A 26,140-nucleotide genomic window follows, 5' to 3' on the forward strand; every position below is an offset into this window, starting at 1 on the left:
GGCGTTATTTGATCTGAAGGGGATTACAAACGCCAACGGCCCCGAGCTGTAAGCTCGGGGCCGTTTTGATTATGTCATCGTATATGAGGTTTTTTCTAGGTCTGGCGGTGACTTACTCTCCCACGCCTTGAGGCGCAGTACCATCAGCGCGACGGCACTTAACTTCCGGGTTCGGGATGGGACCGGGTGTATTGCTCGTGCTATGACCACCAGACCAAGGAAAAACCTCTGAGGGATACAATCAACTGAGTTGTCCGAGTGTGTGCTTCTGATCTTGGTCTGTTTTCTACTGGTTCAGATCAAGCCAATCGGGCCATTAGTACCGGTCAACTGAATGCATTGCTGCACTTACATCTCCGGCCTATCGACGTGGTGGTCTACCACGGCCCTCAGGGATACCTTGTTTTGAGGGGGGCTTCCCGCTTAGATGCCTTCAGCGGTTATCCTTTCCGAACATAGCTACCCAGCACTGCCGTTGGCACGACAACTGGTCCACCAGTGGTTCGTTCACCCCGGTCCTCTCGTACTAGGGGCAACTCCTCTCAAGTATCCTACACCCACGGCAGATAGGGACCGAACTGTCTCACGACGTTCTAAACCCAGCTCACGTACCTCTTTAAACGGCGAACAGCCGTACCCTTGGGACCTGCTCCAGCCCCAGGATGAGATGAGCCGACATCGAGGTGCCAAACACTGCCGTCGATATGGACTCTTGGGCAGTATCAGCCTGTTATCCCCAGCGTACCTTTTATCCGTTGAGCGATGGCCCTCCCACTTGGGACCACCGGATCACTATGGCCGACTTTCGTCTCTGCTCGACTTGTCAGTCTTGCAGTCAGGCTGGCTTATGCCATTGCACTCAACGAGCGATTTCCGACCGCTCTGAGCCAACCTTCGCGCGCCTCCGTTACGCTTTAGGAGGCGACCGCCCCAGTCAAACTACCCGCCACACAGGGTCCCGGCACCGGATGACGGTGCGCGGTTAGACATCAAGCAAAGCAAGGGTGGTATCTCAAGGGAGGCTCCACAGAGACTGGCGTCCCTGCTTCAAAGCCTACCACCTATCCTGCACATGCTTGGCCTGATGCCAGTGTGAAGCTGTAGTAAAGGTGCATGGGGTCTTTCCGTCTAACCGCGGGAAGCCTGCATCTTGACAGGCAATTCAATTTCGCTGAGTCGATGTTGGAGACAGCGGGGAAGTCGTTACGCCATTCGTGCAGGTCGGAACTTACCCGACAAGGAATTTCGCTACCTTAGGACCGTTATAGTTACGGCCGCCGTTTACCTGGGCTTCAATTCGGAGCTTGCACCCCTCCTTTTAACCTTCAGGCACCGGGCAGGCGTCAGACCCTATACGTCGTCTTGCGACTTCGCAGAGCCCTGTGTTTTTAGTAAACAGTCGCCACCCCCTGGTTTGTGCCCCCGGCTCCAAGTTGCCTTAGAACCGGGCCTCCTTCTCGCGAACTTACGGAGGTATTTTGCCGAGTTCCTTCAACATCGTTCTCTCAAGCGCCTTGGTATTCTCTACCAGTCCACCTGTGTCGGTTTAGGGTACGGTCTCATGTGGGGCTATTTCCAGGAACCACTCAGCGGCCCGACCAATCCGATAAGGTCGAACAACAGTCGTGATCCGTCACATCCCACTGGCCCAGGAATATTAACCTGGTTCCCATCGACTACGCCTTTCGGCCTCGCCTTAGGGGCCGGCTTACCCTGCTCAGATTAGCTTTAAGCAGGAACCCTTGGACTTTCGGCGAGAGTGTCTCTCACACTCTTTGTCGCTACTCATGTCATCATTCTCGCTAGTGATCTCTCCACCGGATCCCTCACAGGCCGGCTTCACAGAAAGCTCCTTGCGTCCAATACGGTCCGGAGACCGATAAGGACGCATGGAACTATGTCACACTACGCTCCGCTACCATGCCTTACGGCATCCTCAGCTTCGGCTCATGGCTTGAGCCCCGTTACATCTTCGCCGCAGGACAACTTAATTAGACCAGTGAGCTGTTACGCTATCTTTAAAGGATGGCTGCTTCTAAGCCAACCTCCTGGTTGTTTTGGTCGTCCCACCTGCTTTCCCACTTAGCCATGAATTGGGGGCCTTAGCTGGAGGTCAGGGTTGTTTCCCTCTCCACTACGGGCGTTAGCACCCGCAGTGTGTCTGCCATCTAGTACTCCCGGGTATTCGGAGTTTGGTTAGGATCAGTAAGTCTGTGGGACCCCATTACCCATCCAGTGCTCTACCCCCCGGGGTATTCGGATGACGCTCTACCTAAATAGATTTCGCGGAGAACCAGCTATCTCCGAGTTTGATTGGCCTTTCACCCCTAGGCACAACTCATCCCGACCTTTTTCAACAGGTGTGGGTTCGGACCTCCAGTTAGTGTTACCTAACCTTCATCCTGGTCATGCCTAGATCACTCGGTTTCGGGTCTGATCCCACGAACTCGACGCCCTATTAAGACTCGCTTTCGCTACGCCTACACCTAACGGCTTAAGCTTGCTCGTGAGACCAAGTCGATGACCCATTATACAAAAGGTACGCCGTCAGCTCTCGAGGAGCCTCCGACTGATTGTAGGCGTCCGGTTTCAGGTACTGTTTCACTCCCCTCGTCGGGGTGCTTTTCACCTTTCCCTCACGGTACTGGTTCGCTATCGGTCAGCAAGGAGTACTTAGCCTTCGAAGGTGGTCCTCCGATCTTCAGACAGGATTTCACGTGTCCCGCCCTACTTAATACGTCCGATTGAGCTTCCCATACGGGGCTGTCACCCGCTATGGCCCAACTTTCCAGATGGTTCTGGTCACTCTTTCGGCTCGGCTGATCCCCGTTCGCTCGCCACTACTAGGGGAGTATCAATTGATTTCCTTTCCTCCGGGTACTTAGATGTTTCAGTTCCCCGGGTTTGCTCTTCAAACCCTATGTGTTCAGGTAAGAAGTACCTGGTTCAGCCAGATATAAATTGCCGAAGCAATTATATCGAACTGTCAGGTGGGTTGCCCCATTCGGAGATTCATGGATCAAAGCTTATTCTCAGCTCCCCATGACTTATCGCAGAGTATCACGTCCTTCATCGCCTCTTGCTGCCAAGGCATCCACCAAACGCCCTTCTCGCGCTTGATCTGATCCAGAAGAAGACAGACCATGCAGTCTGCCGCGATGCGTTTGCGGGCTGGTTCGTCCGCTGCATCTCTGTTCTGATCAGAAGTCGTACATTTTTCCCGCCAGGACTGACGTCCTGACAATGAAGCAGCTAGGCTGCTTCGGTTAGTGTACTTGACTTGGACAACGCTTACTTCTTTTCGAGGGAGCATACGGTGCAAGGGACTTGGCATCCCAGGCAGCGCTTGGCCGGTTCCGGATCTCGCCGGGGCCACTCCAACGTCCCGATCCTCTCACGCGAGGGGGGAAGTAAGGTTGATTGTATCTCTCTATACGATGTCAAAGGTTCGTCCATCGGACGGCCAAACAGCAGGTCTGCTGCTTGGCGATCTGATGGCCGCTCTCTATGTCCGAGTGTGGTTGAAGTGGTGGAGCCTAGGAGGATCGAACTCCTGACCTCCTGAATGCAAATCAGGCGCTCTCCCAGCTGAGCTAAGGCCCCACGAATGGTGGGTCGAGGAGGACTTGAACCTCCGACCTCACGCTTATCAGGCGTGCGCTCTAACCACCTGAGCTACCGACCCACGTTGGTTGGTCCCGATCTTTTGGAACCAGCACAGGTCGATGACCTGAACCACTTTGTCTGAAGAGATATGGGGACGGCCTGGACCGAGTTTGTGCGACCTCCAAAGGTAGAGGTCTTCTGCTAAGTGATCCACGAGACAGGCAAGCCTGTCTTCCAGGATCATCCTTAGAAAGGAGGTGATCCAGCCGCAGGTTCCCCTACGGCTACCTTGTTACGACTTCATCCCAGTCGCTGAGCCTACCGTGGTCGGCTGCCCCCATTGCTGGTTGGCGCACCGCCTTCGGGTAAACCCAACTCCCATGATGTGACGGGCGGTGTGTACAAGGCCCGGGAACGTATTCACCGCGTCATGCTGTTACGCGATTACTAGCGATTCCGACTTCATGGGGTCGAGTTGCAGACCCCAATCCGAACTGAGACAGTTTTTTGGGATTAACCCATTGTCACTGCCATTGTAGCACGTGTGTAGCCCAACCCGTAAGGGCCATGAGGACTTGACGTCATCCACACCTTCCTCCCGCTTATCACGGGCAGTTCCCCTAGAGTGCCCAGCCGAACTGCTGGCAACTAAGGGTGTGGGTTGCGCTCGTTGCCGGACTTAACCGAACATCTCACGACACGAGCTGACGACAGCCATGCAGCACCTGTCACTCGGTCCCCGAAGGGAAAGAACCATCTCTGGAACGGTCCGAGGATGTCAAGGGTTGGTAAGGTTCTGCGCGTTGCTTCGAATTAAACCACATGCTCCACCGCTTGTGCGGGCCCCCGTCAATTCCTTTGAGTTTTAATCTTGCGACCGTACTCCCCAGGCGGAATGCTTAATCCGTTAGGTGTGTCACCGAGCAGCATGCTACCCGACGACTGGCATTCATCGTTTACGGTGTGGACTACCAGGGTATCTAATCCTGTTTGCTCCCCACACTTTCGCACCTCAGCGTCAGTATCGAGCCAGTGAGCCGCCTTCGCCACTGGTGTTCCTCCGAATATCTACGAATTTCACCTCTACACTCGGAATTCCACTCACCTCTCTCGAACTCAAGACTACCAGTATCGAGGGCCGTTCCGGGGTTGAGCCCCGGGATTTCACCCCCGACTTAATAGTCCGCCTACGCGCGCTTTACGCCCAGTAATTCCGAACAACGCTAACCCCCTCCGTATTACCGCGGCTGCTGGCACGGAGTTAGCCGGGGTTTCTTTACCAGGTACTGTCATTATCATCCCTGGCGAAAGAGCTTTACGACCCTAAGGCCTTCATCACTCACGCGGCATGGCTAGATCAGGCTTGCGCCCATTGTCTAAGATTCCCCACTGCTGCCTCCCGTAGGAGTCTGGGCCGTGTCTCAGTCCCAGTGTGGCTGATCATCCTCTAAAACCAGCTACTGATCGTCGACTTGGTAGGCCGTTACCCCACCAACTATCTAATCAGACGCGGGCCGATCCTTCTCCGATAAATCTTTCCCCCGAAGGGCGTATGCGGTATTACTCTCAGTTTCCCGAGGCTATTCCGCAGAGAAGGGTACGTTCCCACGTGTTACTCACCCGTCCGCCGCTCCCTCCGAAGAGAGCGCTCGACTTGCATGTGTTAGGCCTGCCGCCAGCGTTCGTTCTGAGCCAGGATCAAACTCTCAAGTTGAAACGCGTTACCGCGTATCCTTGACGTCCGAACCTCTGCACATCTTTGACCGGGAGGCTAATCCCGGTCGTCTCTGTTTGTTGTGCTTCAGTCTCCTAAGAAACCGAAAGCCGTCCAAACAGTGAAGCTGACACCACATCATCGGCAAAAGCCTAGTGGCGCGATATACAGACGTCGGTCATCGATAGATCCAAACCGCCCGCATATCTCTTCAGATACTCGCGATGTCAAAGAGCGTGAGACACAAAACCAGACCAGTGCGCCCTTTACTCAACGGCGCGCCCGCCCAACCAATGTCTCTGAATTTCAACCGCCGAACGCCTCAGCGCCGCCGGTGAAGGGGGTTCTACGACCTGGGGATGACACCCGCAAGGGGATTCGACGAAAAAACGTCATATTTCCGGCATAGTCCGATATTTCAAAGCTATTACAGCGCCTTACGGGTTCACCTTTTTCGACGTCCGACAGGTTTTCTGGCCCCCTTGCCCCCTCCTCCACCGGGATTTCGGAGAAATTTCGCGACTTCGAGTCGGAATCGGGTAGGATTCGCCCGGATTTCACCCAGGATCAGCGAGGTCTGCGGCCCGTCCAGGGCAGTCGGAACGCCAGAAGACCCAGAATCGCCAGCAGGTAGAGGATCGGGGTCATCTGGATCCCCTTCACCAGGATCACGTAATGCAGCCCGCCCAGCACCGCCGCCGGGTAGACCAGCAGGTGCAGCCGCCGCCAGTTTCGCCCCAGCCGCCGGATCGAGACCGCATTCGAGGTCACCGCCAGCGGGATCAGCAGCACGAAGGCCGCCATGCCGAGGATGATGTAGGGCCGCTTGGTCAGGTCGGCGAGGATCTGCGCCGGGATCTGCACGTCGAGCACCAGCCAGATCAGCAGGTGAAGCAGGATGTAGAAAAAGGCCACCAGGCCGATGGCCCGGCGGTACTTCAGGAAGGACACCCCCAGGATCCGGCGGATCGGAGTCACCGCCAGCCCGGCGATGATCAGCCAGAGCGCCCAGAGGCCCATCTGGTGCTCCATCGTCTTCACCGGGTCGACCCCCAGCCGGCCCTGGAACAGGCCCCAGACCAGCCAGGCCGGCGGCAGCACCGCAAGGATGTAGAGCGGCCAGGCCGGCACCGGGCGCAGCACGCGGTTCACCGGGCCGGACAGGCTGGCAGGCATCATAGGCATGTCGTCAGCTCCCTCCCGGGACTCAATAGTTCTTCTTCAGGTCCATGCCGGTGTAGAGGCTGGCCACCTCGTCCCCGTAGCCATTGAACATCTCGGTCTCGCGGCGCTTCGGGATCAGCCCCGAGCCGATCACCCGTTCCGTCGCCTGGGACCAGCGCGGGTGGCTGACCTGAGGGTTCACGTTGGAATAGAAGCCGTACTCCCGGTAGTTGGCATCCTTCCACGAGGTGAAGGGCTGATCTTCCTGAAGCGTGATCCGGACAATCGACTTGGCGGATTTGAAGCCATATTTCCACGGCACCACGACGCGGATCGGCGCGCCGTTCTGGTTCAGCAGGTCCTTGCCGTAGATCCCCGTCGCCATCAGCGTCAGCGGATGCATCGCCTCGTCCAGCCGCAGCCCCTCGCGGTAGGGCCAGTCGAGGACCCGGCGCGACACGCCCGGCATCTCGTCCGGTTTCAGCGCGGTTTCGAAGGCCACGTATTTGGCGCCGGACTGCACGCCCACCTGGTTCAGCAGCGCCGAGAGGGGGAAGCCGTTCCAGGGGATCACCATGGACCAGGCCTCGACGCAGCGTAGCCGGTAGATCCGTTCCTCGATCTGCTTGCCCTTGAGGATGTCCTCCAGGGCATAGGTGCCGGGCTTGTCGACCAGGCCCGCGACCTCGATCGACCAGGGAGAGGTGACGAACTTGCCGGAGTAATCCGCGGGATCCTCCTTGCCGACACCGAATTCGTAGAAGTTGTTGTAGTGGGTGATCGCCTCGTAATCGTTCGGCGTCAGGTCCGAAGGGGCCGCCATCGCCGTCCCCCCGATGGAGCCGAGACCAAGCCCGGCCATCCCCGCCATGATCTGCCGGCGGTTCAGCCACAGATGCTCTGGCGTCACGTCGTTCTCGGTCAGGTTGCCGTTCCAGTTCCGTGCCATGGGGCCCTCCTGTTGCGCGTCTCCCTTAGGATACGAAGTAGGGTGCCCCATGGTTTCAACAAAACAAGACGTGATAACGTTTGCGTGGAACCTGCCGGCAGCGAAACCACCTAGAGACGATCCGGCGCCTCCACCGGCGCGGCATTGGGCAGCTTGCGCGGATCGGCGACTTCTTCGAAGGACGGCCAGAGCCGGCGCAGCTGCACCGAGTTGCCATCCGCCTGCACCAGACGCACGTGGCGGCGGCGCATCTCGCGCGGTTCGCGCACGCCGACGGAATGGGCGATGGTCTCGACCTCCTTGATCACCGCCTTGGCGTAGTTGGCGACCTTGACGTATTTCTTCTCCACCACCAGGCCGCGCTGAAGATGCGGATCATGGGTGGTGATGCCGGTCGGGCAGGTGTTCTTGTTGCACTTCAGCGCCTGGATGCAGCCGAGCGAGAACATGAAGCCGCGCGCCGAGACGACGAAATCGGCGCCCGCGCAGATCGCGAAGGCCACGTCGGCGGGGTTCACCAGCTTGCCCGAGGCGATGATGCGGATGCGTTCCTTCAGACCGTGACGGTCGCGCAGGTCGACCATGCGCACCAGCGCCTCGCGCAGGGGCATCCCCACCAGGTCCATCAGCGGCATCGGCGCGGCGCCGGTGCCGCCCTCGCCACCGTCGATGGTGATGAAGTCGGGGGCAGCTTCGGGCCCGCGCGCCAGGATCAGGCGGAACAGTTCCTCGTAGGCGTCGGAAGAGCCGATCACGGTCTTGAAGCCCACCGGCTTGCCGGTCACCTCGCGGATATGGCCGATCATGTCCAGAAGATCGCCGAAATCGTCGATCTCCTTGTGGCGGTTCGGGCTGACCGCATCCTTGCCCATCGGCACGCCGCGGATCTCAGAGACCTCCCTGTCGATCTTGGCCGCCGGAAGGATGCCGCCCTTGCCGGGCTTGGCCCCCTGCGCCAGCTTCAGCTCGAACATCTTGATCTGCGGCTTGGCGGCCATGGCGCGCAGCTTCTCGTCGCTGAGGTTGCCGTCATGGTCGCGCACGCCGAATTTCGCGGTGCCGATCTGGTAGACCAGGTCGGCCTCGGCCTTCAGGTGGTGCGGCGAAAGCCCCCCCTCGCCGGTGTTCAGCCAGATGCCGGCCTTGGCGGCGCCCATGCTCAGCGCCTCGACCGCCGGGCCCGACAGCGCGCCATAGGACATGCCCGAGATGTTGAAGATCGAGGGCGCGTTGTAGGGATGACGGGCATGGGGCCCGATGATCATCGGCTGCGTCGTCGAGAACTGATCGTCGAGCGGCGGGAAGACCGCGTTCACGAAGATCGGCGTGCCGGGGATCGACAGGTTCCGGGTCGAGCCGAAGGCGATGGTGTTATCCGCGCCGGTGGTCGAATGGTACACCCAGTCGCGCTGCGCGCGGTTGAAGGGCATCTCCTCGCGGTCCATGGCAAAGAAGTACTGGCGGAAGAACTCCCCGAGCTTGGTGAACAGCCCCCGGAAGCGGCCGATCAGCGGATAGTTCCGCCGGATCGCATCCTCGCGCTGCGAGACGTCGAGCAGGAACATCGCCACGACCGCAAGTGTTCCGCCCCCCATCGCCAGCACAAAGAGAATCACGAGCCATTCGAGAATCGGAGAGACGAAATCCATCGCTGCACCTGCCTTCAGCGTTGTTGGGTCCGGGCACCATTACGCAGCCTATCGAGAGGCACAACCGGCAGTTTTTCACACGTTGCCCACCGGACAGCCCTTCCGCTTGGGCCGTCTGCATGATTTCTATGCAAGTATCCCACCAAGCGGGCAGAACCGCTTGCAGGCGCCCCCCTTATCCGAACGATACGGCTTATGACTGCGACGTCTGTATCCCACTTCGACCTGGCCGAGCGTTTCTCGGCGGCCCGCACCCCGGACCAGATTTTTGCGACCCTCGAGCAGGAGCTCGATCAGGTGGGATACGGCAAGTACATCTACGCCCAGATGTACATCAGCGAGAGCGGGCAGCGTTCCGGCTATGCCAACCGTTCCACCACCGATCCCGAGATGCGCGCGACCTATGCCCGCGAACGCATCTTCGAGGCCGATCCCCTGATCGACCATGCCGCCGGCGACACCCGCCCGAAATTCTGGTCCGAGATCTTCGACCCGGCCGCGCTGAAGGCGATGCCCCGCCCCTACCGGCGCTTCTCCGAGGTGGCCGACGGCTACGGGCTGCGCGCCGGCGTCACCTTCCGCCTCGAGGAACGCCCCATGGGCCGGGGCAAGCTGGTCACCGGGGTCAGCCTGATGCAGGGGCCGGGCGTGGCGCCAAAGGGACATGATGCGCAGTTCCTGCGCTTCCAGCCGAGACTACTGACGATGCTCGATCATTTCCGAAACAGCCTGGATCCCAGCGACGTGGCCCGCGATTACTACGACCTGAGCCTCAGGGAACGCGACGTGCTGGGGTTGACCGCCGACGGGATGCAGGTGCAGCAGATTGCCGACAACCTCGGCATTGCGGACCGCACGGTCGCGCATCACCTGGGGCAGGCGCGTCAGAAACTGTTCGCGCGCACGACGTCCCATGCCATTGCCATTGCCCTGCGGGCGGGGCTGATCTGAAGGCCCGGCCAGGCCCAGACCAGCCCCACGGACCCTTCCAGCGCCAAATGGGCGCGGTTGACACTACCCCGTCAAGAAACAGGCAGTACCTGACGCCAATGCCAGCGCGCGACTGCCGGAAGGACCGGATACGGCTCACTCACTCCAATGAACCGCGACGGACTGGGTGGGGATCGAGGGGGGAGCCACCCAGTGCGCAGATCATAGACTGACGCCCCGGACCCGGCCATTGCACATATATGCAATTGACCCTTTGGTCAGAAATTTCAACGCGCGGACAGGGCCGGGCGATCGGCGCGGCCAGATGCAAAAAGGCGGCCCCGGGGGGACCGCCTCTCTTTCCTGCCGCGGGACCTCAGTGGACCGTGGCCTCGTCCGGCGTCTGCTGGTCGGACGCGCCGACCCGGTTGCCGATCAGCAACCCCTCGGGGCCGGTGGTCACCGGAACGACATCGCCGTCCCGAACCTCTCCGGCCAGCAGGGCCTCGGCCAGCGGGTCCTGCAGGGCCTTCTGGATCACCCGCTTCAGCGGCCGGGCGCCATAGACCGGGTCATAGCCCTTGTCGGCCAGCCAGGTGCGGGCGTCTTCCGAAAGCTCCAGCCGGATCTTGCGGGCCGCCAGACGCTTGACCAGACGCGCCATCTGGATGTCGACGATCCCGTCCATGTCCTTGCGGCCCAGCCGGTCGAACACGGTGATCTCGTCCAGACGGTTCAGGAACTCGGGGCGGAAATGCGCCCGCACCGCTTCCATCACCTCGCGGCGAGCCTCGCCGGCATCGGCCCCGTCGGGCAGACGGCTCAGCGCCTGGGCACCAAGGTTCGACGTCAGGATGATCAGCGTCTGCTTGAAGTCCACGGTGCGGCCCTGACCATCGGTCAGCACGCCGTCATCAAGGACCTGCAGCAGGACGTTGAACACGTCCGGGTGGGCCTTTTCCACCTCGTCGAACAGCACGACCTGGTAGGGCTTGCGCCGAACGGCCTCGGTCAGGACACCGCCTTCGTCATAGCCCACATAGCCCGGAGGGGCCCCGATCAGCCGCGCGACCGAGTGTTTCTCCATGAACTCGGACATGTCGATGCGCACCATCGCGCTGTCGTCGTCAAAGAGGAACTCGGCCACCGCCTTGGTCAGCTCGGTCTTGCCGACGCCGGTCGGACCCAGGAACAGGAAGCTGCCCAGCGGGCGCCCCTCGTCGTTCAGCCCGGCCCGGGCGCGGCGCACGGCATTGGCGACGGCGCGCACGGCGGCGTTCTGGCCGATGACCCGCTTGTGCAGGCCCTCTTCCATGCGCAGCAGCTTCTCGCGCTCGCCCTCCAGCATCCGTGCGGTCGGGATCCCGGTCCAGCGTTCCACGACCTGGGCGATCTGCTCGGGGCGGACGGCCTCTTCGACCATGACACCCTCGGCCTCGTGGCTTTCGGCCTCGCCCACCTGCTTTTCGAGCTGGGGAATGATGCCGTAGGCCAGCTCCCCGGCCTTGGCCAGATCACCGTTGCGCTTGGCGATGTCCAGATCGGCACGCGCCCGGTCAAGCTGCTCTTTCAGATCGCGGGCACCGGCCAGCTTGTCGCGTTCCGCCTGCCATTTCGCCGTCATCTCGTCGGCACGTTCCTGAAGCTCGGCCAGTTCGCGCTCCAGCTTTTCAAGCCGGTCGGCAGAGGCGGCGTCGTCTTCCTTCTTCAGGGCCTCGGCCTCGATCTGCATCTGCAGGATCTGGCGATCCAGCGCGTCCAGTTCCTCGGGCTTGCTGTCGACCTCCATGCGCAACCGGCTGGCGGCCTCGTCCACGAGGTCGATCGCCTTGTCGGGCAGGAAGCGGTCGGTGATGTAGCGATGCGAGAGCGTCGCCGCCGCCACCAGGGCCGAGTCGCTGATCCGCACGCCGTGGTGCAGTTCGTACTTCTCTTTGATACCGCGCAGGATGGAAATCGTGTCCTCGACGGTGGGTTCATCCACCTGCACCGGCTGGAACCGCCGGGCCAGGGCCGCGTCCTTCTCGACATACTTGCGGTATTCATCAAGGGTCGTCGCCCCGATGCAGTGCAGCTCACCGCGCGCCAACGCCGGCTTGATCAGGTTCGCTGCATCCATCGCGCCATCGGTTTTCCCGGCGCCGACAAGCGTGTGCATCTCGTCGATGAAGAGGATCACCTCGCCGGCGGCGGATTCGACCTCCTTCAGGATGGCTTTCAGGCGTTCCTCGAACTCGCCCCGGTACTTGGCCCCGGCGATCAAAGCGCCCATGTCGAGCGCCAGCAGGCGCTTGTCGCGCAGGGATTCGGGCACGTCACCATTGACGATGCGCAGGGCAAGGCCCTCGGCGATCGCCGTTTTACCGACGCCCGGCTCCCCGATCAGCACGGGGTTGTTCTTGGTGCGGCGGCTCAGCACCTGCATGGCGCGGCGGATCTCGTCGTCGCGGCCGATGATCGGATCGATCTTGCCCTCTTCGGCGCGCTTGGTCAGATCCAGCGCGTATTTCTCCAGCGCTTCGAAGGTGTCTTCGGCGCTTTCGGTGTCGGCGGTGCGACCCTTGCGGATCTCGTTGATCGCGGCGTTCAGCTTCTGCGCGCTGACGCCCCCGGCCTCCAGCGCCTCTTTCGCGCCGGATTTCACCAGCGCAAGCGCGGTCAGCAGCCGTTCCACCGGAACGAAGCTGTCCTTGGCCTGCTTGGCGACCTTCTCGGCCTCGGCAATCACCTTGACCGTCTGGTTGTCCATGTAGATCTGGCTGCCGTCGCCGGTGACCGTCGGAATTTTCTTCAGGGCGATGTCGAGGGCCTGCACCACGGCGGCGGGATCCCCGCCGGCCTTGCGGATCAGGTTGCTGGCCATCCCCTGTTCATCATCCATGACCGCCTTGAGGATATGGTCGGGGAGAAGCCTCTGGTGGTTCTCCCGAATGGCGATGGTCTGCGCTGCCTGGATGAAGCCGCGCGACCGCTCCGTGAACTTGCTCAAGTCCATGGGTCTGTTCTCCTTTTCCTGAAGCGTTCCCTGACCGTCACCCTGTATCAGGCGTGCCCGGCACCGGAACCTCACGAGAACGAAATGGGGTGGCGAAAAGGCGGGTTCAAGCCGGTGCGACAGAAAATCGGAACAATGCGCGGGGGAATTCGTTAAGATATCCACAGGCCGACCACTGCAAGCAATTGCCCGGCAAGGAGGGGCAGGACATGACGTTCAGAACCCGGATCGCCGCCATCCGATACAATCCCACCGAAAGCGCTTACGAGGCCTCGGTGACGCTCTACGACGCAGGCCGCGTCTATACCTACCCGGTGGCGCTGCGCGCGTCGCTGGACATGCCCTACGAGGAAGCCGAAGTGCATCTCTCGGAACTTGCGGGGCGTCACCACGAACGCGGCCTGACCCGCCTGCGCAGTCGCAGGCCACGGGAAGAGCTGCGCACCTTCGAGGACCTTCCCGCCATCGTGCAGCAGACCTCGATCAGCCTGTGGGACAGGCTGCGCCGACGCGTCGCCTGAGGGCCCTCGGGCCTTGACGCCCCGCCCCCTCCCGGCGCATCTGGCGAAAACGGAGCGCCAGATGACCGACAAAGCCCTTTCCCCCGCCGATGACCGCCTGATCGTCGCCATGGACGTCCCCAATGCCCTCGCCGGCCTCGAACTGGCACAGAAGCTGGGCGACAGCGTTTCCTTCTACAAGATCGGCCTCGGGATGCTGACCGGGGGCGGGCTGGCACTGGCGAACGAGCTGAAGCAGGAACACGGCAAGCGCATCTTCCTGGACATGAAGCTGTTCGACATCGGCGCCACGGTCGAAGCCGCGGTGCGCGGCATCGCGCAATATGACCTCGATTTCCTGACCGTGCACGGCGACCCCCATGTGGTGCGCGCCGCCGTTCAGGGCGCCGCCGGCACCGATCTGAAGATCCTCGCCGTGACCATCCTGACCTCGCTCGACCGGGCCGACCTGGACGCCAGCCTGATCCGCGAGGGCGAGATCGGCAAGCTGGTCGAGGACCGCGCCGCCCGCGCCTTCGAGGCCGGCGCCCATGGTGTCATCGCCTCGCCCCAGGAAGCCGCCGCGATCCGCGCCCTGCCCGAATCCGCTGGCCGCCTGATCGTGACGCCGGGCGTGCGCCCCGCCAGCGCCACCCTTGATGACCAGAAGCGCATTGCCACCCCCGCCGCAGCGATCCGCGACGGTGTCGATCATATCGTCGTCGGCCGTCCGATCTGGCGCGCCGAGGATCCGGCCGCCGCCGCCCGCGCCATCGTCGCGGAAATGCGCAACGCCTGAAGACCCTCAGACCCCCGCCAGGTAGGCCGCCAGCCGCGCCTGCAGGCGGGGGATCGCCTTGTCGTGCTTCAGGAATTCCTCTTCACTCATGAAGCGCCAGCACTGCCCCTCATCGCCCAGTTCCAGCGGTTCCGCCTGGGCGATCTGGGGACGGACGGCGAAGAACCAGACCTCCCCCTCGCCCGGATTCTCGTAACGGCGCGCATAGTAGAAATCTTCGGGGCGCAGCCGCAGGTTCAGCTCTTCCCGGGCCTCGCGGATCACGCAATCGACCGCGCTTTCGCCGGGATCACGCCCGCCGCCGGGAAAATCCCAGCAATCCGGGAAAGGGATGTGGGCGAAGTCGTCGCGCAGCATCACCGGCAGCCCCTCGGGCAGGAAGACCACGGCCTTGGCGCCGTGCACCTTGCGCGCGGGATCCAGCGCCTCGGGCGGAATGGGTGTTTCGCAGCTCATGGCACAGGTCTATCCTGAGGCCCCGGCCCGATGCCAGAGACAGGCCCGCATGGACGCACTTTGCCGAGACTGCCTGACCGAATTCACCGCGCCCGACCCGGCGCGTGGCCTGTTGCGCTGCCCGGCCTGCGCCAGCCCCCGCACCATCGCCCACAAGGAACTGCGCACGCTCTCTATCGCGCATATGGACTGCGACGCCTTCTATGCCTCGGTCGAGAAGCGCGACAATCCGGAGCTGGCCGCGAAACCGGTGATCATCGGCGGCGGCAAGCGCGGCGTGGTCTCCACCGCCTGCTACGTGGCGCGCATTCGCGGCGTGCGTTCGGCCATGCCCATGTTCCAGGCGCTGAAGCTTTGCCCGAACGCGGTGGTAATCCGGCCCCGAATGGCCGCCTATGTCGAAGCCTCCCGCGCGATTCGCGCCATGATGGAGGAGATGACGCCCGCCATCGAACCCCTGTCGCTGGACGAGGCCTTCCTGGACCTGACCGGCACCGCGCGGCTGCATGGCAAGGTGCCCGCCTTCCAGCTGGCCCGTCTGGTGCGCCGGATGCGCGACGAACTGGGTCTGACCGGCTCCATCGGGCTGTCGCACAACAAGTTCCTGGCCAAGATCGCCTCGGATCTGGACAAGCCGCACGGCTTTTCGGTGATCGGCAAGGCCGAGACGATGGACTTCCTGGCAGAGAAGCCCGTCCGCATGATCTGGGGGGTCGGCGCCGCCGGGGCACAATCGCTTGAGCGTGCCGGGATCTATACCTTCTCCGATCTGCGCCGCTGGGAGGAGCGCGACCTGATGAAGCGCTTCGGCTCCATGGGTCAGCGGCTCTGGCACCTGGCGCGCGGAGAGGACAATCGCCGGGTCACGCCCCATGCGCCGATGAAGTCGATCTCGAACGAGACGACGTTTTCCGAGGATACTGCCGATCGCGACCTGCTGGACGGGCACCTGTGGCGGCTGTCGGAAAAGGTGGCCGACCGGGCCAAGGCCAAGGACCTGGCGGGGCGTGTCGTGGTGCTGAAGCTGAAGCAGGCCGATTTCGCCCTGCTAACCCGTCGCCACGCCCTGCGCGATCCCACCCAGCTGGCCGACCGGATCTACCGCGAGGCCCGCACCCTGTTCGACACCTGCGCCGACAAGGGGCCGTTCCGGCTGATCGGGGTTGGTATCACCGAGCTGACGGGCGGCGCCATGGCCGACCGTTCCGGCGACCTGCTGGATCCGGAAGCGGCGCGGCGCAGCAAGGCGGAACGCGCCACGGACGCGATTCGCGCCCGGTTCGGCCCCGAGGCGATCCTCAAGGGCCGGGCGCTGCGCTGATCACTCGGCGGCCAGCGGCACGTCACTGCGGCCCAGCTGGGTGATCTCGGCCACGACCGCGCGGATCACGGCGGCGAAATCCTCGAAATCGGCGCGCGGTTCGATTCGCGCCTCGTCCATGTAGATGGAACGGTCGATTTCGATCTGCACGGCGTGCTGGCGGCGCGAGGGCCGCCCGTAATGCTGGGTCACATAGGCCCCGGCAAAGGGCGCATTGCGCACCACCACCAGGCCGGCTGCGGAAAACGCCGCCTCGATCCGCTCCACCAGGAAGGAATCGATGGAGGCGCCGAACCGATCCCCGATCACCACCTCGGGGCGGCGCCCGGCATTGCGCGCCACGCCGTCCAGCGCTTCGTGGGGCATGGAGTGGCAATCGATCAGAATCGCCTCTCCGAACAGCCCCAGGGATTCGTTCAGCAGCGTCTGCAACGTGTCGTGATAGGGGTGCCAGCAGCGCGCCAGACGGGATTCGGCCTCCGCCAGGGAGAGCTTGCCCTGGTAAAGCGGCCGTCCCCCCGCCACGACCCGGGGAATCACCCCCAGCCCCGAGGCAACCCGGGGATTGTGGCCCCGGCGGCGCACCCCGTCGACCACGGCGGGGTCAAGTTCCTCGGCCCCCCGGTTCAGGTCGACATAGGCGCGCGGCGCGCGCGAACACAGCAGGGGGGCACCGAATTCCGGAGCGCAGGCAAAGAGTTGATCGACGAAGGCATCCTCCGAAGATCGCACCTGCAGCCTGTCCAGGCTGGTTCTGTCCATCATGTCGGCCGGGTAATCCCGGCCGGAATGGGGAGAGGCAAAGATCGTGCTCGTGGTCTGCCGCGCGGGGCGGAACAGGTCGTAAGAGGGACTCGTCATGGCAACTCCGGATGCCTTTTGAGTGTAACCCAAAAAAGAGATGTCAAAAGCCCCTTGATCCCCCCTCCGACTCCCCTTATACGCCCCTCTACCGGCGCAGTGATCGACGCCTCAACGGAGACGATGAGGTCAGAAAACTGAGCCAGAGTGGGCGATTAGCTCAGCGGTAGAGCACTTCGTTGACATCGAAGGGGTCACAAGTTCGATCCTTGTATCGCCCACCACTCTCTTCACCGGAGCCGGGACGCAAGTCCCGGCTTCTGACCTTCAATGGCGCTAGCCGCGCCGCGACATGAGGACAAGGACATGAAAGTTCGTAACTCGCTCCGCTCGCTGAAGCAGCGCCATCGCGATTGCCGCGTCGTGCGCCGTAAAGGCCGCGTGTACGTGATCAACAAGACTCAGCGTCGCTTCAAAGCCCGTCAGGGCTGAAGCCAGGCCTCCAGGCCCGCAGAGACTTACCGGAAGAGAGTCGCCATCGGCGGCTCTTTTTCGTTTTGGGTACCTTCCGGGCGGCCCGAAGGCAAAAGGCGCGTCCCCCTCGGGGCGCGCCTTTGTCCTTCCCGGACCGGACCGATCCGATTCGGGTCTAGGCCGGCCCCGTGCGATTCGCCCGATCCCGCCCCCCGAAGCCGGGACGCAGCCGCAGGAAGCAGGCCATGCCCAGCAGGAACCCGGCACCGGCCAGCAGCACGGCGGCGAATCGCAGTGTCTCGCTCAGCTCCGGGGACAGCACGGCAAGGCTGCCGAAAATCCAGAAGGCGCCCCAGGCCAGCACCGCGACCAGCGCTGTCAGTTTCCTCATGCTATCCTCCCCCGGGATCCCGCCCGTAACGTTCACAGTTCCGACCCGTTCATGGTCTCGTCCAGTGACCGGCGGACCGACCCGATCAGGATGTCCGGGCCGGCCCTGCCCGGCCCGACGCAACCGCGCAAGGCCGGGTCCCTGACGCGGAACTCGGACCAAAGCACTGAAAATCACCGCGTCCGCGCAGGGTGCAGCAAAGATTCTAAGCCCAGATGAACGAAAACCGCCGACCCGGGGCCCGGCGGCGGAAGGTGTCTTGCTGAAATGCATCCGGATCTGCGGTGACGTCGTCGGGGCGACGTCCGGCGATGATCCCTGGTGTCCCACCGCCGGGCCCTGCTGGGCGGGCCCGGACCCTGGTCCGACCCGCCCGCGGCGCGCAGGCTCCCTCCTGCGACGTCTCCTCCCTTTGATTTTCCAGCCCTCCCAAACCGGAAAATCGGCCACCCTCCTCAAGGTGGGTCAGGAAGCGAACTCGCATCCAACCGCCTGACACCAGTGACAATTGCGCTCAAGTTTTGCCGGATCATTTCCGAAACCTAACGAAATGTTACGGGTGCCGCGCCTGCATAATCGCGCTGCGGTTGCAGCAGTTTCCCTTTCGTCACGCGATCTTCCACGCTAGCCATGGGGCCGGAGGAAAGAACATGAGCGCTGCGACCTCTCAACGCGAGCTGATGACGATGGCCGGGCTGAATCTGATCCAGCAGGCCCTGTCGATCTATGACCGCGACCTGCGCCTGGTGTTCTGCAACCACGGCTTCCGTCGGATGTTCGACCTTCCGGAGGTGCTCAGCCAGCCCGGCACCCCCTTTGCCAGCGTCACCCGGCATCTTTACGAGGCCGGAGAATACGGGCCCGTGCCCGATATCGACCGCGCCGTGCAGGCCCGGCTGGCCCGGGCCCGGCGGCTGCAACCCTATTACCTGGAGCGCACGCGCTCGAACGGGCGGGTCGTCGGCGTCGAGGGGGCCCCCCTGCCCGAAGGCGGCTGGGTCACCGTCTACACCGACATCACCGAGACCAAGCGCCAGGAAACCCTGCTGCGCGCCCGCTCCGAGGAACTCTCGGAGCAGCTCCTGGCCCGGGCCGAGGACCTGGCGGCGGCGAATCGCAACCTGACCGCGATGAACACCGCCCTGGAGGAGGCCAAGCGCGAGCTGACGCTGATGGAAGCGCGCTCCCGCCTGACGACCGAGACGATGCCGGCGCATATCTCGCATATCTCTCCGGCGGGGCGTTACACCTATTCGAACAAGCAGATGAACCGGATCATGCCCGGCCGCCCGGACGACATCCTGGGCCAGCCGGTGGCCGCCGTGCTGGGCGTGCAGGCCTATGATGCCGTGCGCCCCTACCTGGAGGCGGCCCTGCGCGATGCCCGCCCCAGCACCTTCGAATTCACCGACGAACGTTCGGCCCGGCGGATCCGCACCGCGCTGACCCCGGACGGCGCCGGCGGCGCCTATGCCATGTCGATGGACATCACCGAGGAAAGCCAGACCCGCGAGGCGCTGCTGCAGAACCGCCAGCGCGAACTGGCGGCCCAGGTGACCTCGGGGATGGCACATGATTTCTCGAACCTGCTGACCATCATCCTCGGGCTGCAGTCGCGGCTGGAGAAGATGGAGGCACTGCCCGACAAGGCCCGCACCATGGTCGGCGCGACGCTGGCGGCGGCCAAGCGCGGCGGCCGGCTGCTGAACCGGCTGGCCGACATGACCGGCGGGCGCGAACACAGCCCCTCGGCCACCTGCTGGGGTGATTTCCTCAAGGATTTCGCCACCCTTGCGGGTTCGGCCCTGCCCGAGGAGGTGATCCTGAGGATCGAGGACCAGGTCGGCGACACGCGGCTCTGGCTGGATGCCGGGATGTTGCAGGATTCGCTGCTGAACCTGGTGCTGAACGCCCGCGATTCCATCGGCCCCGTGCCCGGAGAGATCCGCATCTGCGCCTGCTGCGAACAGGGCACCTGGCTGCGGATCGAGGTCTCGGACACAGGGCCGGGCTTTTCCGACAGCGCGCTGGCCCATGCGCTCGATCCGTTCTTCACCACCAAGGGCGGCGAGGGCTCAGGCCTGGGGCTGTCGATGGTGCATGACATGACGCAGCGCTCGGGCGGGCAGATGAGCCTGGCCAATGACAACGGCGCCCGCGTCACCCTGCTGCTGCCCTGGCGCGAGGCGCCGCAGCCCGCCACCCCGGGCGTGGTGCTTCTGGTCGAGGACAGCCCGGACCTGCGGTCCTCGATCCGCGACATGCTGGTCGAGACCGGTCACCCGGTGATCGAGGCCGCCTCCGCCGCCGAGGCGCTTGAGATCGCCGCCGCCGTTCCGGACCTGTCGCTGATCCTGTCGGACCTGACGCTGGAGGGCGGCGACACCGGCATCGACCTGTTCGACCGCCTGCCCGAGGGCGCGCCGCCCTGCGTGATGATGACCTCGCTCCGGCCCGACCATCCGCTGCACCGCGCTGCCCGGACCCGCGGGCCGGTGCTGAAGAAACCATTCGACGCGGCCGCCCTCGCCGCCTTCCTATCCCGGGGACCCTCTGCCGCATGACGACCCGCCCTCTCGTGACGATCCTTGACGATGAACCCGCCGTGCGCGCCATGCTGTCCGCCGCGCTGGAAGAGGCCGGGTTCCGCACCCGCGGCTTCGGTCGCGCGACCGAATTCGAGGCCGCGCTTCAGACCATGTCGCCCGACATCTGCTTGGTGGACCTGTCGCTGCCTGATCGCGACGGGCTCTCGCTCGTGCACCGCCTGGCGCTTGAGAAGGGCGCGACCGTCATCATCATCTCGGGGCGTGCACAGGTGCAGGACCGCGTGACCGGACTGGAACTGGGCGCCGACGACTACATCATCAAGCCCTTCGACCCGACCGAGGTCGTGGCCCGCGTCCGCGCCCGCCTGCGCCGCGACCGCCCCGCCCACGAGGCCGCCCAGACCGCCAGTTTCAACGGCTGGACCGCGCATTTCGACCGCTTCACGCTGGAGGACAGCGAGGGCCGAGAGACCGCCTTTTCCCATGCCGAGGGCGAGGTGCTGCGCCTGTTCCTGGAGCGCCCGAACCGCCTCGTCTCGCGCGCGCTGATGCAGGAGGTGCTGGGGGGCGCTGCCGGCGAGAGCTTCGACCGGGCAATGGACGTGCGGATTTCCCGGCTGCGCACCAAGCTGCGCGAGGACCCGAAGAACCCCCGGCTGATCAAGACGATCTACGGCGCGGGCTACATCTTTCTGGGCGACGTGAGCTGGCGCTAGGCTCTGCGGCCAAAGATTTCCTCCCGGTGATAGCGCAGGTAGTCGGGATGGGGATGGTGGCGCGGCTCCTTCGGCAGGATCAGCTTCTGTCCCGGATCGATCAGCCGCCGCACCGTCTCGGGCGGGACCTTGTTATGCGAGATCAGGATGCTCAGGTCCTCCGCGACTGAAATCAGCCCACGGTCGAACATCCAGTGCAGCGTGCCTGAAAGCGCGATGCCGTTGCGCACCGTATCTGGACCATCAGCCGAGACCGGACGGATATGCGCCGCCTGCACCTCGGGGCGGCCGCCGCCATTGCGCAGCGACAGGCCCGAGATCGCGCAGCGCCCCCCATAGGCACGCTTGACCATCTTCTGAAAGGCCGGATCGCGGTACTTGCGCTCGCTCAGGATCAGGTCGCGGTCGCCGGCCAGATGGGCATGGCCGAAACCCCGCTGTTCCTCGGCCATGACCCCGGGAAACATCTCTGGCGTTTCAGAGGCATAGCGCGGCAGGGCATAGGCATCGTCGCTGTCGCGCAGCCCGGCCCCGACGATGGCCGCGAATTCCTGCCGGGACAAGCGTCGCACCGCGCTGACGCTGGCACCCCCGGACATCGGACGCCCTTCGGGGCCGCGCAGGCTGCGCTCCCAGGCGCGTCCACTGGCATCGGCGCGCCCCACGGGTTCAGGGAAATCCAGCAGGGTCGCCGGGGCAAGGCGGGCGTAATAGTGACCGGCCCGTACCGGATCAGGCTCCACCGCCAGCACCTTCTGCACCGAGACATAGCCAAGCGCGCCCTTGCGCCCTTCGTAGAAGATCACCCAGTCGCCCACGGTTTCCTGCACCATCCCGAGGTAGCGGCGCGGAAAATGGTACGACAGGCCGGGCTGGTCATCGTAGATCGACGTCGGGTTCTGAATGAAGACAGCATGGGCCATGCGGCCCAGGTTGCGCCCGATCCCTTCGGACGCAAGAGATTTCGCCCCCTTGCGGATCGAAATGCCGGAGCGGGCGGCTCAACCGCCCCGGATCAGCTCGTCCTCGTCCGCCTGCGCCGAGAGGTCCAGCAGTTCCAGCGCGGCCTCCAGGTGGTCCGACAGGTGCGGCGTGCCCAGCAGGTAGTCGGGCGTCGGCGTCGAGGCCTCGTTGCGCGCCGTCTCCAGCGCCTCGACCAGGTCGTCGGGCTCGAACGCGCCGCGCCCGATCCACATCAGCGCCACGAGCGAGGCCAGCTCATCCTCGTTCAGCGCGTCCAGGAATGCCCGCAGCTCGCCCTCGGCCCGGTCCAGTTCCCGGGCCATCAGGATCACCTGGGCGATCTTGTGTACGGTGATTTCCAACATCGCGGATCCTCCTTTCGTGAAGGCATCCTAGTGCATGTCGGTGATTCTTGCGCCTTGATCTGTATCAGGTCACTCGGCCGGCCGGGACTGGCCGAGGCTTTCCAGCGGCGTCACCCCCTCCGAAGTCAGCTCTTCGAAGTCGAAATTGTCCAGCTTCTGCGCCCGCTTGCCGGCCCGTTCCGCCGCCGTGCCGATGCCGTCCAGGTCGCGGCGCGCCTGATCGAAATGGGTTTCCAGCTTGCCGACGCGCTCTACCACGATTTCCACGTCGCGATAGAGCATGTGCAGCGTCTTCCGGATCGCGCCGGCCTGTTCGCGCATCCGGGCATCCTTCAGGATGGCGCGCATGGTGTTCAGCGTCGCCATGCAGGTGGTGGGCGACACGATCCAGACCCGGGCGGTGAACCCCTCACGCACCACATCGGAGAAATTCGCGTGCAGCTCGGCATAGACGGCCTCGGAGGGCAGGAACATCAGCGCGCCATCCGCCGTCTCGCCCTCAAGGATGTAGCGTTCGGAAATCGCCCGGATGTGGTGGCGCACCGAGGTCCGGAAGGCCTGGGCCGCGCGCGCCTTCTGCTCCTGCGTCTCGGCGTTGCGCAGCTGGTCATAGGCTTCCAGCGGGAATTTCGCATCCACCACGATCGGCCCCGGTGGGTTCGGCAGATGGATCAGGCAGTCCGCCCGCCGCCCGTTCGACAGCGTTGCCTGCAACGTGTAGCTGTCCGAGGGCAGCGCCTTGGAGACGATGTCGTTCAGCTGAATTTCCCCGAAGGCGCCCCGGGTCTGCTTGTTCGACAGGATGTCCTGAAGCGACAGCACATCGCCCGACAGGCGAGAGATGTTCTCCTGCGCCTTGTCGATGGTGGCCAGACGTTCCTGCAGTTCGGTCAGCGATTTCGTGGTCTTCTCGGAGCCGCCGCGCAGCTGCTCGTTCACCTTTTCCTGCATGTCGGCCATGGCGCGGGCCTGACGCAGGGCGTTCTCGTGCAGGCGTTCGGCCATCTGGGCCTGGACCTGCGCCAGCCGCATTTCAAGCGTCTGAAGCATCTGCCCCTGCCCGTTGGTCTGCGCATTCGAGACGCTGGCGATATGGCCCGCAAGCTGCTCCTGCCCGCGCGCCAGCCCCTCGACGGTATGGCCCAGCTGGTCCATCTGCCAGATCACCGGCTCCGAGGCCGCGCGCGCGCTGCGCACCACCCAGACCAGCATCAGGAAAAGGATCGCGAACCCGCCGCCCAGCAGCATCAGCAGGGTCTGCGGGTCGGAAAAGGTCGTGCCGCTCATGTGCGCCCGAACAGCCTTTCGATATCGGACAGCTTCAGCTCCACATAGGTGGGCCGGCCGTGGTTGCACTGGCCGGAATGGGGCGTGGCCTCCATCTGGCGCAGCAGTTCGTTCATCTCGGCCACCTGCATCCGGCGGCCCGAGCGGATCGAGCCATGGCAGGCGACGCGGGACAGGATCGCCTCGATCCGGGCCTGAAGCGTCAGGCTGTCGTCCTGATCGTTCAGCTCGTCCAGCACGTCGCGCAGCATCGCCTCGGCGTTGATTTCCCCAAGGATCGCGGGGGTTTCGCGCACGGCGATGGCGGTGCCGCCGAAGGCTTCGATATGCAGGCCCAGCTTCGCCAGATCCTCGGCGGCTTCCAGCAGGCGGGCGGCCTCGGGTTGCGACAGCTCGACGATCTCGGGGATCAGCAGCGCCTGGCTGGCGACGCCGTTTTCCGCCATCTGGCGTTTCAGCTTCTCGTAGACCAGACGCTCATGGGCGGCGTGCTGATCGACGATGACCATGCCGGTCGTGGTCTGGGCGATGATGTAGTTCTCGTGCACCTGGGCGCGGGCGGCGCCAAGGGGATGCGCCTCCAGCTCGGGCGCGGGGGCGGGCGTGTCGAAACGGGCCGAGGGCGCGGTTTCGAAGGATGGCAGGCTTTCCGCCATGCCGCCGCGATAGGGCGCGGGCGCCTCGCGCCGTTCGGGGGCCTGATAGACGAAGGGCCGCCCCTCGGGCGTGACGCGATCATAAGCCGTCTCGGGGGCTTGCCAGCTGGTCGCGCGTTCCAGCACGGCCGCCGAGGGACGTTCGGGCGGGGTGCCGCCGAAGCCGCGCGAGGGCTCGGGGCGGAAGGCCTCCAGCGTGGCGCCCGCGACGGTGGTCGAGGCGCGATGCCCGGCCTCGGCCAGCGCATGGCGCAGACCCGAGACGATCAGCCCCCGCGCCGAGGCCGGATCGCGGAAACGCACCTCGGATTTCGCGGGGTGGACGTTCACGTCGACCATCACCGGCTCACATTCCAGGAACAGGGCGGCGGCGGGATGGCGGTCGCGGCTCAGGAAATCGAAATAGGCGGCGCGCAGGGCGCCGGTCAGCAGCTTGTCCTTCACCGGGCGGCCATTGACGAAGAGGAACTGCGCCACGGCAGCGCCGCGTGAATAGGTCGGCAGGGCGGCATAGCCGGTCATGTGCAGCCCGTCGCGCGAGGCGTCGATCTTCAGCGCATTCTCGGCGAATTCGCGCCCCAGGATGGTCTGAAGGCGGCCATGCAGCGCGTCGAACAGGTCCCCCGTCTCGGCATCGGCGCGGAACAGCACGCGCGCATTGCCCCCGGAGGTATCGCGCAGGGTGAAGCCCACGAAGGGCTCGGCCATGGCGAGGCGCTTGATCACATCCGTGACGGCCTGGGTCTCGGCCCGGTCGGTGCGCAGGAACTTCAGCCGCGCGGGGGTGGCATAGAAAAGGTCGCGCAGCTCGACCACGGTGCCGCCGTTCAGCGCTGCCGGGCGGACCCCTTCGGAGCGCGAGCCGGAAATGCGGATCTCGGCGGCATCATGCCCTTGCGCGCGCGAGGTCAGCGACAGCCGCCCCACGGCGGCAAGCGAGGGCAGCGCCTCTCCGCGGAAGCCGAAGGAATGGATGTTCAGCAGGTCCGAACCGTCGATCTTCGAGGTCGCATGGCGTTCCAGCGCCAGCGGCAGCGATTCGGGGGACATGCCGCAGCCATTGTCCTGCACCCGGATCAGCGTCTTGCCACCATCGGCAATCGTCACCTCGACACGGGTCGCGCCGGCATCCAGTGCGTTCTCGACCAGCTCCTTGACGGCGGAGGCGGGCCGTTCGACCACCTCACCGGCGGCAATGCGGTTGATCGCGGCCTCGTCGAGCTGACGGATGACCGGCTGGGTCTCGCGTATGTTGGGGTCGGGACGAAGCATACCCCCAAACCTAGCATGGCCGATCCGAGTCGAAAATGGCCCCCGAGGCCGTTAACCAGCAAAAGCCGCCGATGCAGGGCTGTCTTGCGCCTCCGGACGGGGTGCGCGGCGGGAAACCGGCTTCCCTTGCGGCGGGATATGCTGTATCCGCCCGCAATCGTCCGGGTCCGCCCGGGCGTTCCATGGACCTTGCTGGACGACATCCCGGCTTGTGCCCTCACCCCTAGCCAAGGAGATCCCGATGTCGATCACCGTCGAAGAAAAACAGCGCCTGATGAAGGAATACGCGACCAAGGAAGGCGACACCGGTTCGCCCGAAGTCCAGGTCGCCATCCTGTCCTCGCGCATCGCGACCCTGACCGAGCACTTCAAGGTGCACAAGAAGGACAACCACGGCCGTCGCGGCCTGCTGATGATGGTTGCCCAGCGTCGTAAGCTGCTGGACTACCTCAAAGGCAAGGACGAGGCTCGTTACCTGAACCTCATCCAGCGTCTGGGCCTGCGTCGCTAATCGCACGCATTGTCCGACGACAGCGGCGCCCGTTCCGGAAGGAGCGGGCGTCTTGCGTTTCGGGGGCCCACC

At 64.0% G+C, this 26,140-nt stretch carries 19 protein-coding genes, 3 tRNA genes and 3 rRNA genes; 9 read left to right on the forward strand and 16 right to left on the reverse strand.

All coding sequences use genetic code 11. The annotated features are described in order from the left end of the window. Positions 1-99: 99 nt before the first annotated feature. The 8 genes from rrf to KM176_RS22560 form a co-directional block, all read right to left on the reverse strand. A 5S ribosomal RNA gene (gene rrf / locus KM176_RS22525) occupies positions 100-214 on the reverse strand. Positions 215-295: 81 nt separating this feature from the next. Then, positions 296-3,122: ribosomal RNA gene (locus KM176_RS22530) — 23S ribosomal RNA — on the reverse strand. A 405-nt stretch (positions 3,123-3,527) separates the two neighbouring features. Then, positions 3,528-3,603: transfer RNA gene (locus KM176_RS22535), tRNA-Ala, on the reverse strand. 5 nt (positions 3,604-3,608) lie between these two features. Further along, a tRNA-Ile gene (locus tag KM176_RS22540) sits at positions 3,609-3,685 on the reverse strand. Positions 3,686-3,856: 171 nt separating this feature from the next. Then, a 16S ribosomal RNA gene (locus KM176_RS22545) occupies positions 3,857-5,320 on the reverse strand. The 16S, 23S and 5S rRNA genes sit together here with 2 tRNA genes alongside, the layout of an rRNA operon. Before the next feature lie 567 nt (positions 5,321-5,887). Continuing rightward, positions 5,888-6,505 carry a protein-methionine-sulfoxide reductase heme-binding subunit MsrQ gene (gene msrQ / locus KM176_RS22550; RefSeq protein ID WP_236045433.1) on the reverse strand — a complete coding sequence of 206 codons (618 nt, stop codon included), beginning with the start codon at positions 6,503-6,505 and terminating at the stop codon, positions 5,888-5,890. Between the two features lie 22 nt (positions 6,506-6,527). Beyond that, a complete protein-coding gene (msrP, locus tag KM176_RS22555) occupies positions 6,528-7,433 on the reverse strand; it encodes a protein-methionine-sulfoxide reductase catalytic subunit MsrP (RefSeq protein ID WP_160897055.1) in 906 nt (301 codons plus the stop codon). Between the two features lie 110 nt (positions 7,434-7,543). After that, a complete protein-coding gene (locus KM176_RS22560; RefSeq protein WP_160897054.1) occupies positions 7,544-9,082 on the reverse strand; it encodes an FMN-binding glutamate synthase family protein in 1,539 nt (512 codons plus the stop codon). Positions 9,083-9,277: 195 nt separating this feature from the next. Here KM176_RS22560 and KM176_RS22565 point away from each other — a divergent pair, with 195 nt between their 5' ends. Continuing rightward, positions 9,278-10,033, forward strand: coding sequence for a helix-turn-helix transcriptional regulator (locus KM176_RS22565; protein WP_160897053.1), 756 nt, complete (start codon positions 9,278-9,280; stop codon positions 10,031-10,033). Positions 10,034-10,388: 355 nt separating this feature from the next. On the opposite strand, the gene clpB is transcribed toward KM176_RS22565, so the two are convergent. Continuing rightward, positions 10,389-13,007 (reverse strand): ATP-dependent chaperone ClpB, encoded by a 2,619-nt coding sequence (gene clpB, locus KM176_RS22570; RefSeq protein WP_160897052.1) that lies wholly within the window; start codon positions 13,005-13,007, stop codon positions 10,389-10,391. 209 nt (positions 13,008-13,216) lie between these two features. Between clpB and KM176_RS22575 the strand changes: the two genes are divergently transcribed. After that, positions 13,217-13,528, forward strand: a complete 312-nt coding sequence (locus tag KM176_RS22575) for a hypothetical protein (RefSeq protein ID WP_160897051.1) — start codon at positions 13,217-13,219, stop codon at positions 13,526-13,528. A 61-nt stretch (positions 13,529-13,589) separates the two neighbouring features. After that, positions 13,590-14,306, forward strand: coding sequence for an orotidine-5'-phosphate decarboxylase (pyrF, locus tag KM176_RS22580; protein ID WP_160897050.1), 717 nt, complete (start codon positions 13,590-13,592; stop codon positions 14,304-14,306). 6 nt (positions 14,307-14,312) lie between these two features. Here the strand turns inward: pyrF and KM176_RS22585 are convergent, their stop codons facing one another. Further along, positions 14,313-14,762, reverse strand: a complete 450-nt coding sequence (locus KM176_RS22585; protein ID WP_160897049.1) for an NUDIX domain-containing protein — start codon at positions 14,760-14,762, stop codon at positions 14,313-14,315. A 49-nt stretch (positions 14,763-14,811) separates the two neighbouring features. On the opposite strand from KM176_RS22585, the gene KM176_RS22590 reads away from it, so the two are divergent. Further along, on the forward strand, positions 14,812-16,083 hold the full coding sequence (locus KM176_RS22590; protein WP_160897048.1) for a DNA polymerase IV: 1,272 nt from the start codon (positions 14,812-14,814) through the stop codon (positions 16,081-16,083). Here the strand turns inward: KM176_RS22590 and KM176_RS22595 are convergent, their stop codons facing one another. Next, positions 16,084-16,944, reverse strand: coding sequence for an N-formylglutamate amidohydrolase (locus KM176_RS22595; RefSeq protein WP_160897047.1), 861 nt, complete (start codon positions 16,942-16,944; stop codon positions 16,084-16,086). Between the two features lie 149 nt (positions 16,945-17,093). Here KM176_RS22595 and KM176_RS22600 point away from each other — a divergent pair. Both KM176_RS22600 and ykgO read left to right on the forward strand, forming a co-directional pair. Continuing rightward, positions 17,094-17,168 (forward strand) — tRNA-Val (locus tag KM176_RS22600). A gap of 82 nt (positions 17,169-17,250) precedes the next feature. Next, a complete protein-coding gene (ykgO, locus tag KM176_RS22605; RefSeq protein WP_010141322.1) occupies positions 17,251-17,376 on the forward strand; it encodes a type B 50S ribosomal protein L36 in 126 nt (41 codons plus the stop codon). Between the two features lie 157 nt (positions 17,377-17,533). Here the strand turns inward: ykgO and KM176_RS22610 are convergent, their stop codons facing one another. Next, positions 17,534-17,749, reverse strand: coding sequence for a hypothetical protein (locus tag KM176_RS22610; RefSeq protein WP_160897046.1), 216 nt, complete (start codon positions 17,747-17,749; stop codon positions 17,534-17,536). Positions 17,750-18,399: 650 nt separating this feature from the next. Between KM176_RS22610 and KM176_RS22615 the strand changes: the two genes are divergently transcribed. Both KM176_RS22615 and KM176_RS22620 read left to right on the forward strand, forming a co-directional pair. Next, positions 18,400-20,313: a PAS-domain containing protein gene (locus KM176_RS22615; RefSeq protein ID WP_160897045.1), complete on the forward strand. Its 1,914-nt coding sequence runs from the start codon at positions 18,400-18,402 to the stop codon at positions 20,311-20,313. Further along, complete coding sequence (locus KM176_RS22620) at positions 20,310-21,014, forward strand: response regulator transcription factor (RefSeq protein ID WP_160897044.1); 705 nt, start codon at positions 20,310-20,312, stop codon at positions 21,012-21,014. The genes KM176_RS22615 and KM176_RS22620 overlap by 4 nt, the downstream gene beginning before the upstream one ends. On the opposite strand, the gene KM176_RS22625 is transcribed toward KM176_RS22620, so the two are convergent. The 4 genes from KM176_RS22625 to mutL form a co-directional block, all read right to left on the reverse strand. Continuing rightward, positions 21,011-21,937, reverse strand: coding sequence for an HNH endonuclease (locus tag KM176_RS22625; protein WP_160897043.1), 927 nt, complete (start codon positions 21,935-21,937; stop codon positions 21,011-21,013). The two genes, KM176_RS22620 and KM176_RS22625, sit on opposite strands and share 4 nt — an antisense overlap. A gap of 78 nt (positions 21,938-22,015) precedes the next feature. Further along, on the reverse strand, positions 22,016-22,342 hold the full coding sequence (locus tag KM176_RS22630; protein WP_160897042.1) for a DUF3775 domain-containing protein: 327 nt from the start codon (positions 22,340-22,342) through the stop codon (positions 22,016-22,018). Positions 22,343-22,411: 69 nt separating this feature from the next. Continuing rightward, positions 22,412-23,629, reverse strand: a complete 1,218-nt coding sequence (locus KM176_RS22635; protein ID WP_160897041.1) for a DNA recombination protein RmuC — start codon at positions 23,627-23,629, stop codon at positions 22,412-22,414. Continuing rightward, the gene (gene mutL / locus KM176_RS22640; protein WP_160897040.1) at positions 23,626-25,557 is read right to left on the reverse strand and encodes a DNA mismatch repair endonuclease MutL; all 1,932 of its coding nucleotides are present in this window, start codon (positions 25,555-25,557) and stop codon (positions 23,626-23,628) included. Before mutL ends, KM176_RS22635 begins: the two co-directional genes overlap by 4 nt. Positions 25,558-25,798: 241 nt before the next feature. On the opposite strand from mutL, the gene rpsO reads away from it, so the two are divergent. Then, entirely contained in the window at positions 25,799-26,068 is a 270-nt protein-coding gene (gene rpsO / locus KM176_RS22645) for a 30S ribosomal protein S15 (RefSeq protein WP_160897039.1), read from the forward strand. The last annotated feature ends 72 nt before the right edge of the window (positions 26,069-26,140 follow it).

Source organism: Pseudooceanicola endophyticus (genome assembly GCF_018760365.1).
Classification (GTDB): domain Bacteria; phylum Pseudomonadota; class Alphaproteobacteria; order Rhodobacterales; family Rhodobacteraceae; genus Pseudooceanicola; species Pseudooceanicola endophyticus.

Coding starts and splice junctions, on each gene's coding strand:
- msrQ (WP_236045433.1), bottom strand. CDS start 6,505: ATGCCTATGATGCCTGCCAGCCTGTCCGGCCCGGTGAACCGCGTGCTG.
- KM176_RS22620 (WP_160897044.1), top strand. CDS start 20,310: ATGACGACCCGCCCTCTCGTGACGATCCTTGACGATGAACCCGCCGTG.
- KM176_RS22560 (WP_160897054.1), bottom strand. CDS start 9,082: ATGGATTTCGTCTCTCCGATTCTCGAATGGCTCGTGATTCTCTTTGTG.
- ykgO (WP_010141322.1), top strand. CDS start 17,251: ATGAAAGTTCGTAACTCGCTCCGCTCGCTGAAGCAGCGCCATCGCGAT.
- KM176_RS22610 (WP_160897046.1), bottom strand. CDS start 17,749: ATGAGGAAACTGACAGCGCTGGTCGCGGTGCTGGCCTGGGGCGCCTTC.
- rpsO (WP_160897039.1), top strand. CDS start 25,799: ATGTCGATCACCGTCGAAGAAAAACAGCGCCTGATGAAGGAATACGCG.
- mutL (WP_160897040.1), bottom strand. CDS start 25,557: ATGCTTCGTCCCGACCCCAACATACGCGAGACCCAGCCGGTCATCCGT.
- KM176_RS22625 (WP_160897043.1), bottom strand. CDS start 21,937: ATGGCCCATGCTGTCTTCATTCAGAACCCGACGTCGATCTACGATGAC.
- KM176_RS22575 (WP_160897051.1), top strand. CDS start 13,217: ATGACGTTCAGAACCCGGATCGCCGCCATCCGATACAATCCCACCGAA.
- KM176_RS22590 (WP_160897048.1), top strand. CDS start 14,812: ATGGACGCACTTTGCCGAGACTGCCTGACCGAATTCACCGCGCCCGAC.
- clpB (WP_160897052.1), bottom strand. CDS start 13,007: ATGGACTTGAGCAAGTTCACGGAGCGGTCGCGCGGCTTCATCCAGGCA.
- KM176_RS22630 (WP_160897042.1), bottom strand. CDS start 22,342: ATGTTGGAAATCACCGTACACAAGATCGCCCAGGTGATCCTGATGGCC.
- KM176_RS22595 (WP_160897047.1), bottom strand. CDS start 16,944: ATGACGAGTCCCTCTTACGACCTGTTCCGCCCCGCGCGGCAGACCACG.
- KM176_RS22635 (WP_160897041.1), bottom strand. CDS start 23,629: ATGAGCGGCACGACCTTTTCCGACCCGCAGACCCTGCTGATGCTGCTG.
- pyrF (WP_160897050.1), top strand. CDS start 13,590: ATGACCGACAAAGCCCTTTCCCCCGCCGATGACCGCCTGATCGTCGCC.
- KM176_RS22565 (WP_160897053.1), top strand. CDS start 9,278: ATGACTGCGACGTCTGTATCCCACTTCGACCTGGCCGAGCGTTTCTCG.
- KM176_RS22615 (WP_160897045.1), top strand. CDS start 18,400: ATGAGCGCTGCGACCTCTCAACGCGAGCTGATGACGATGGCCGGGCTG.
- msrP (WP_160897055.1), bottom strand. CDS start 7,433: ATGGCACGGAACTGGAACGGCAACCTGACCGAGAACGACGTGACGCCA.
- KM176_RS22585 (WP_160897049.1), bottom strand. CDS start 14,762: ATGAGCTGCGAAACACCCATTCCGCCCGAGGCGCTGGATCCCGCGCGC.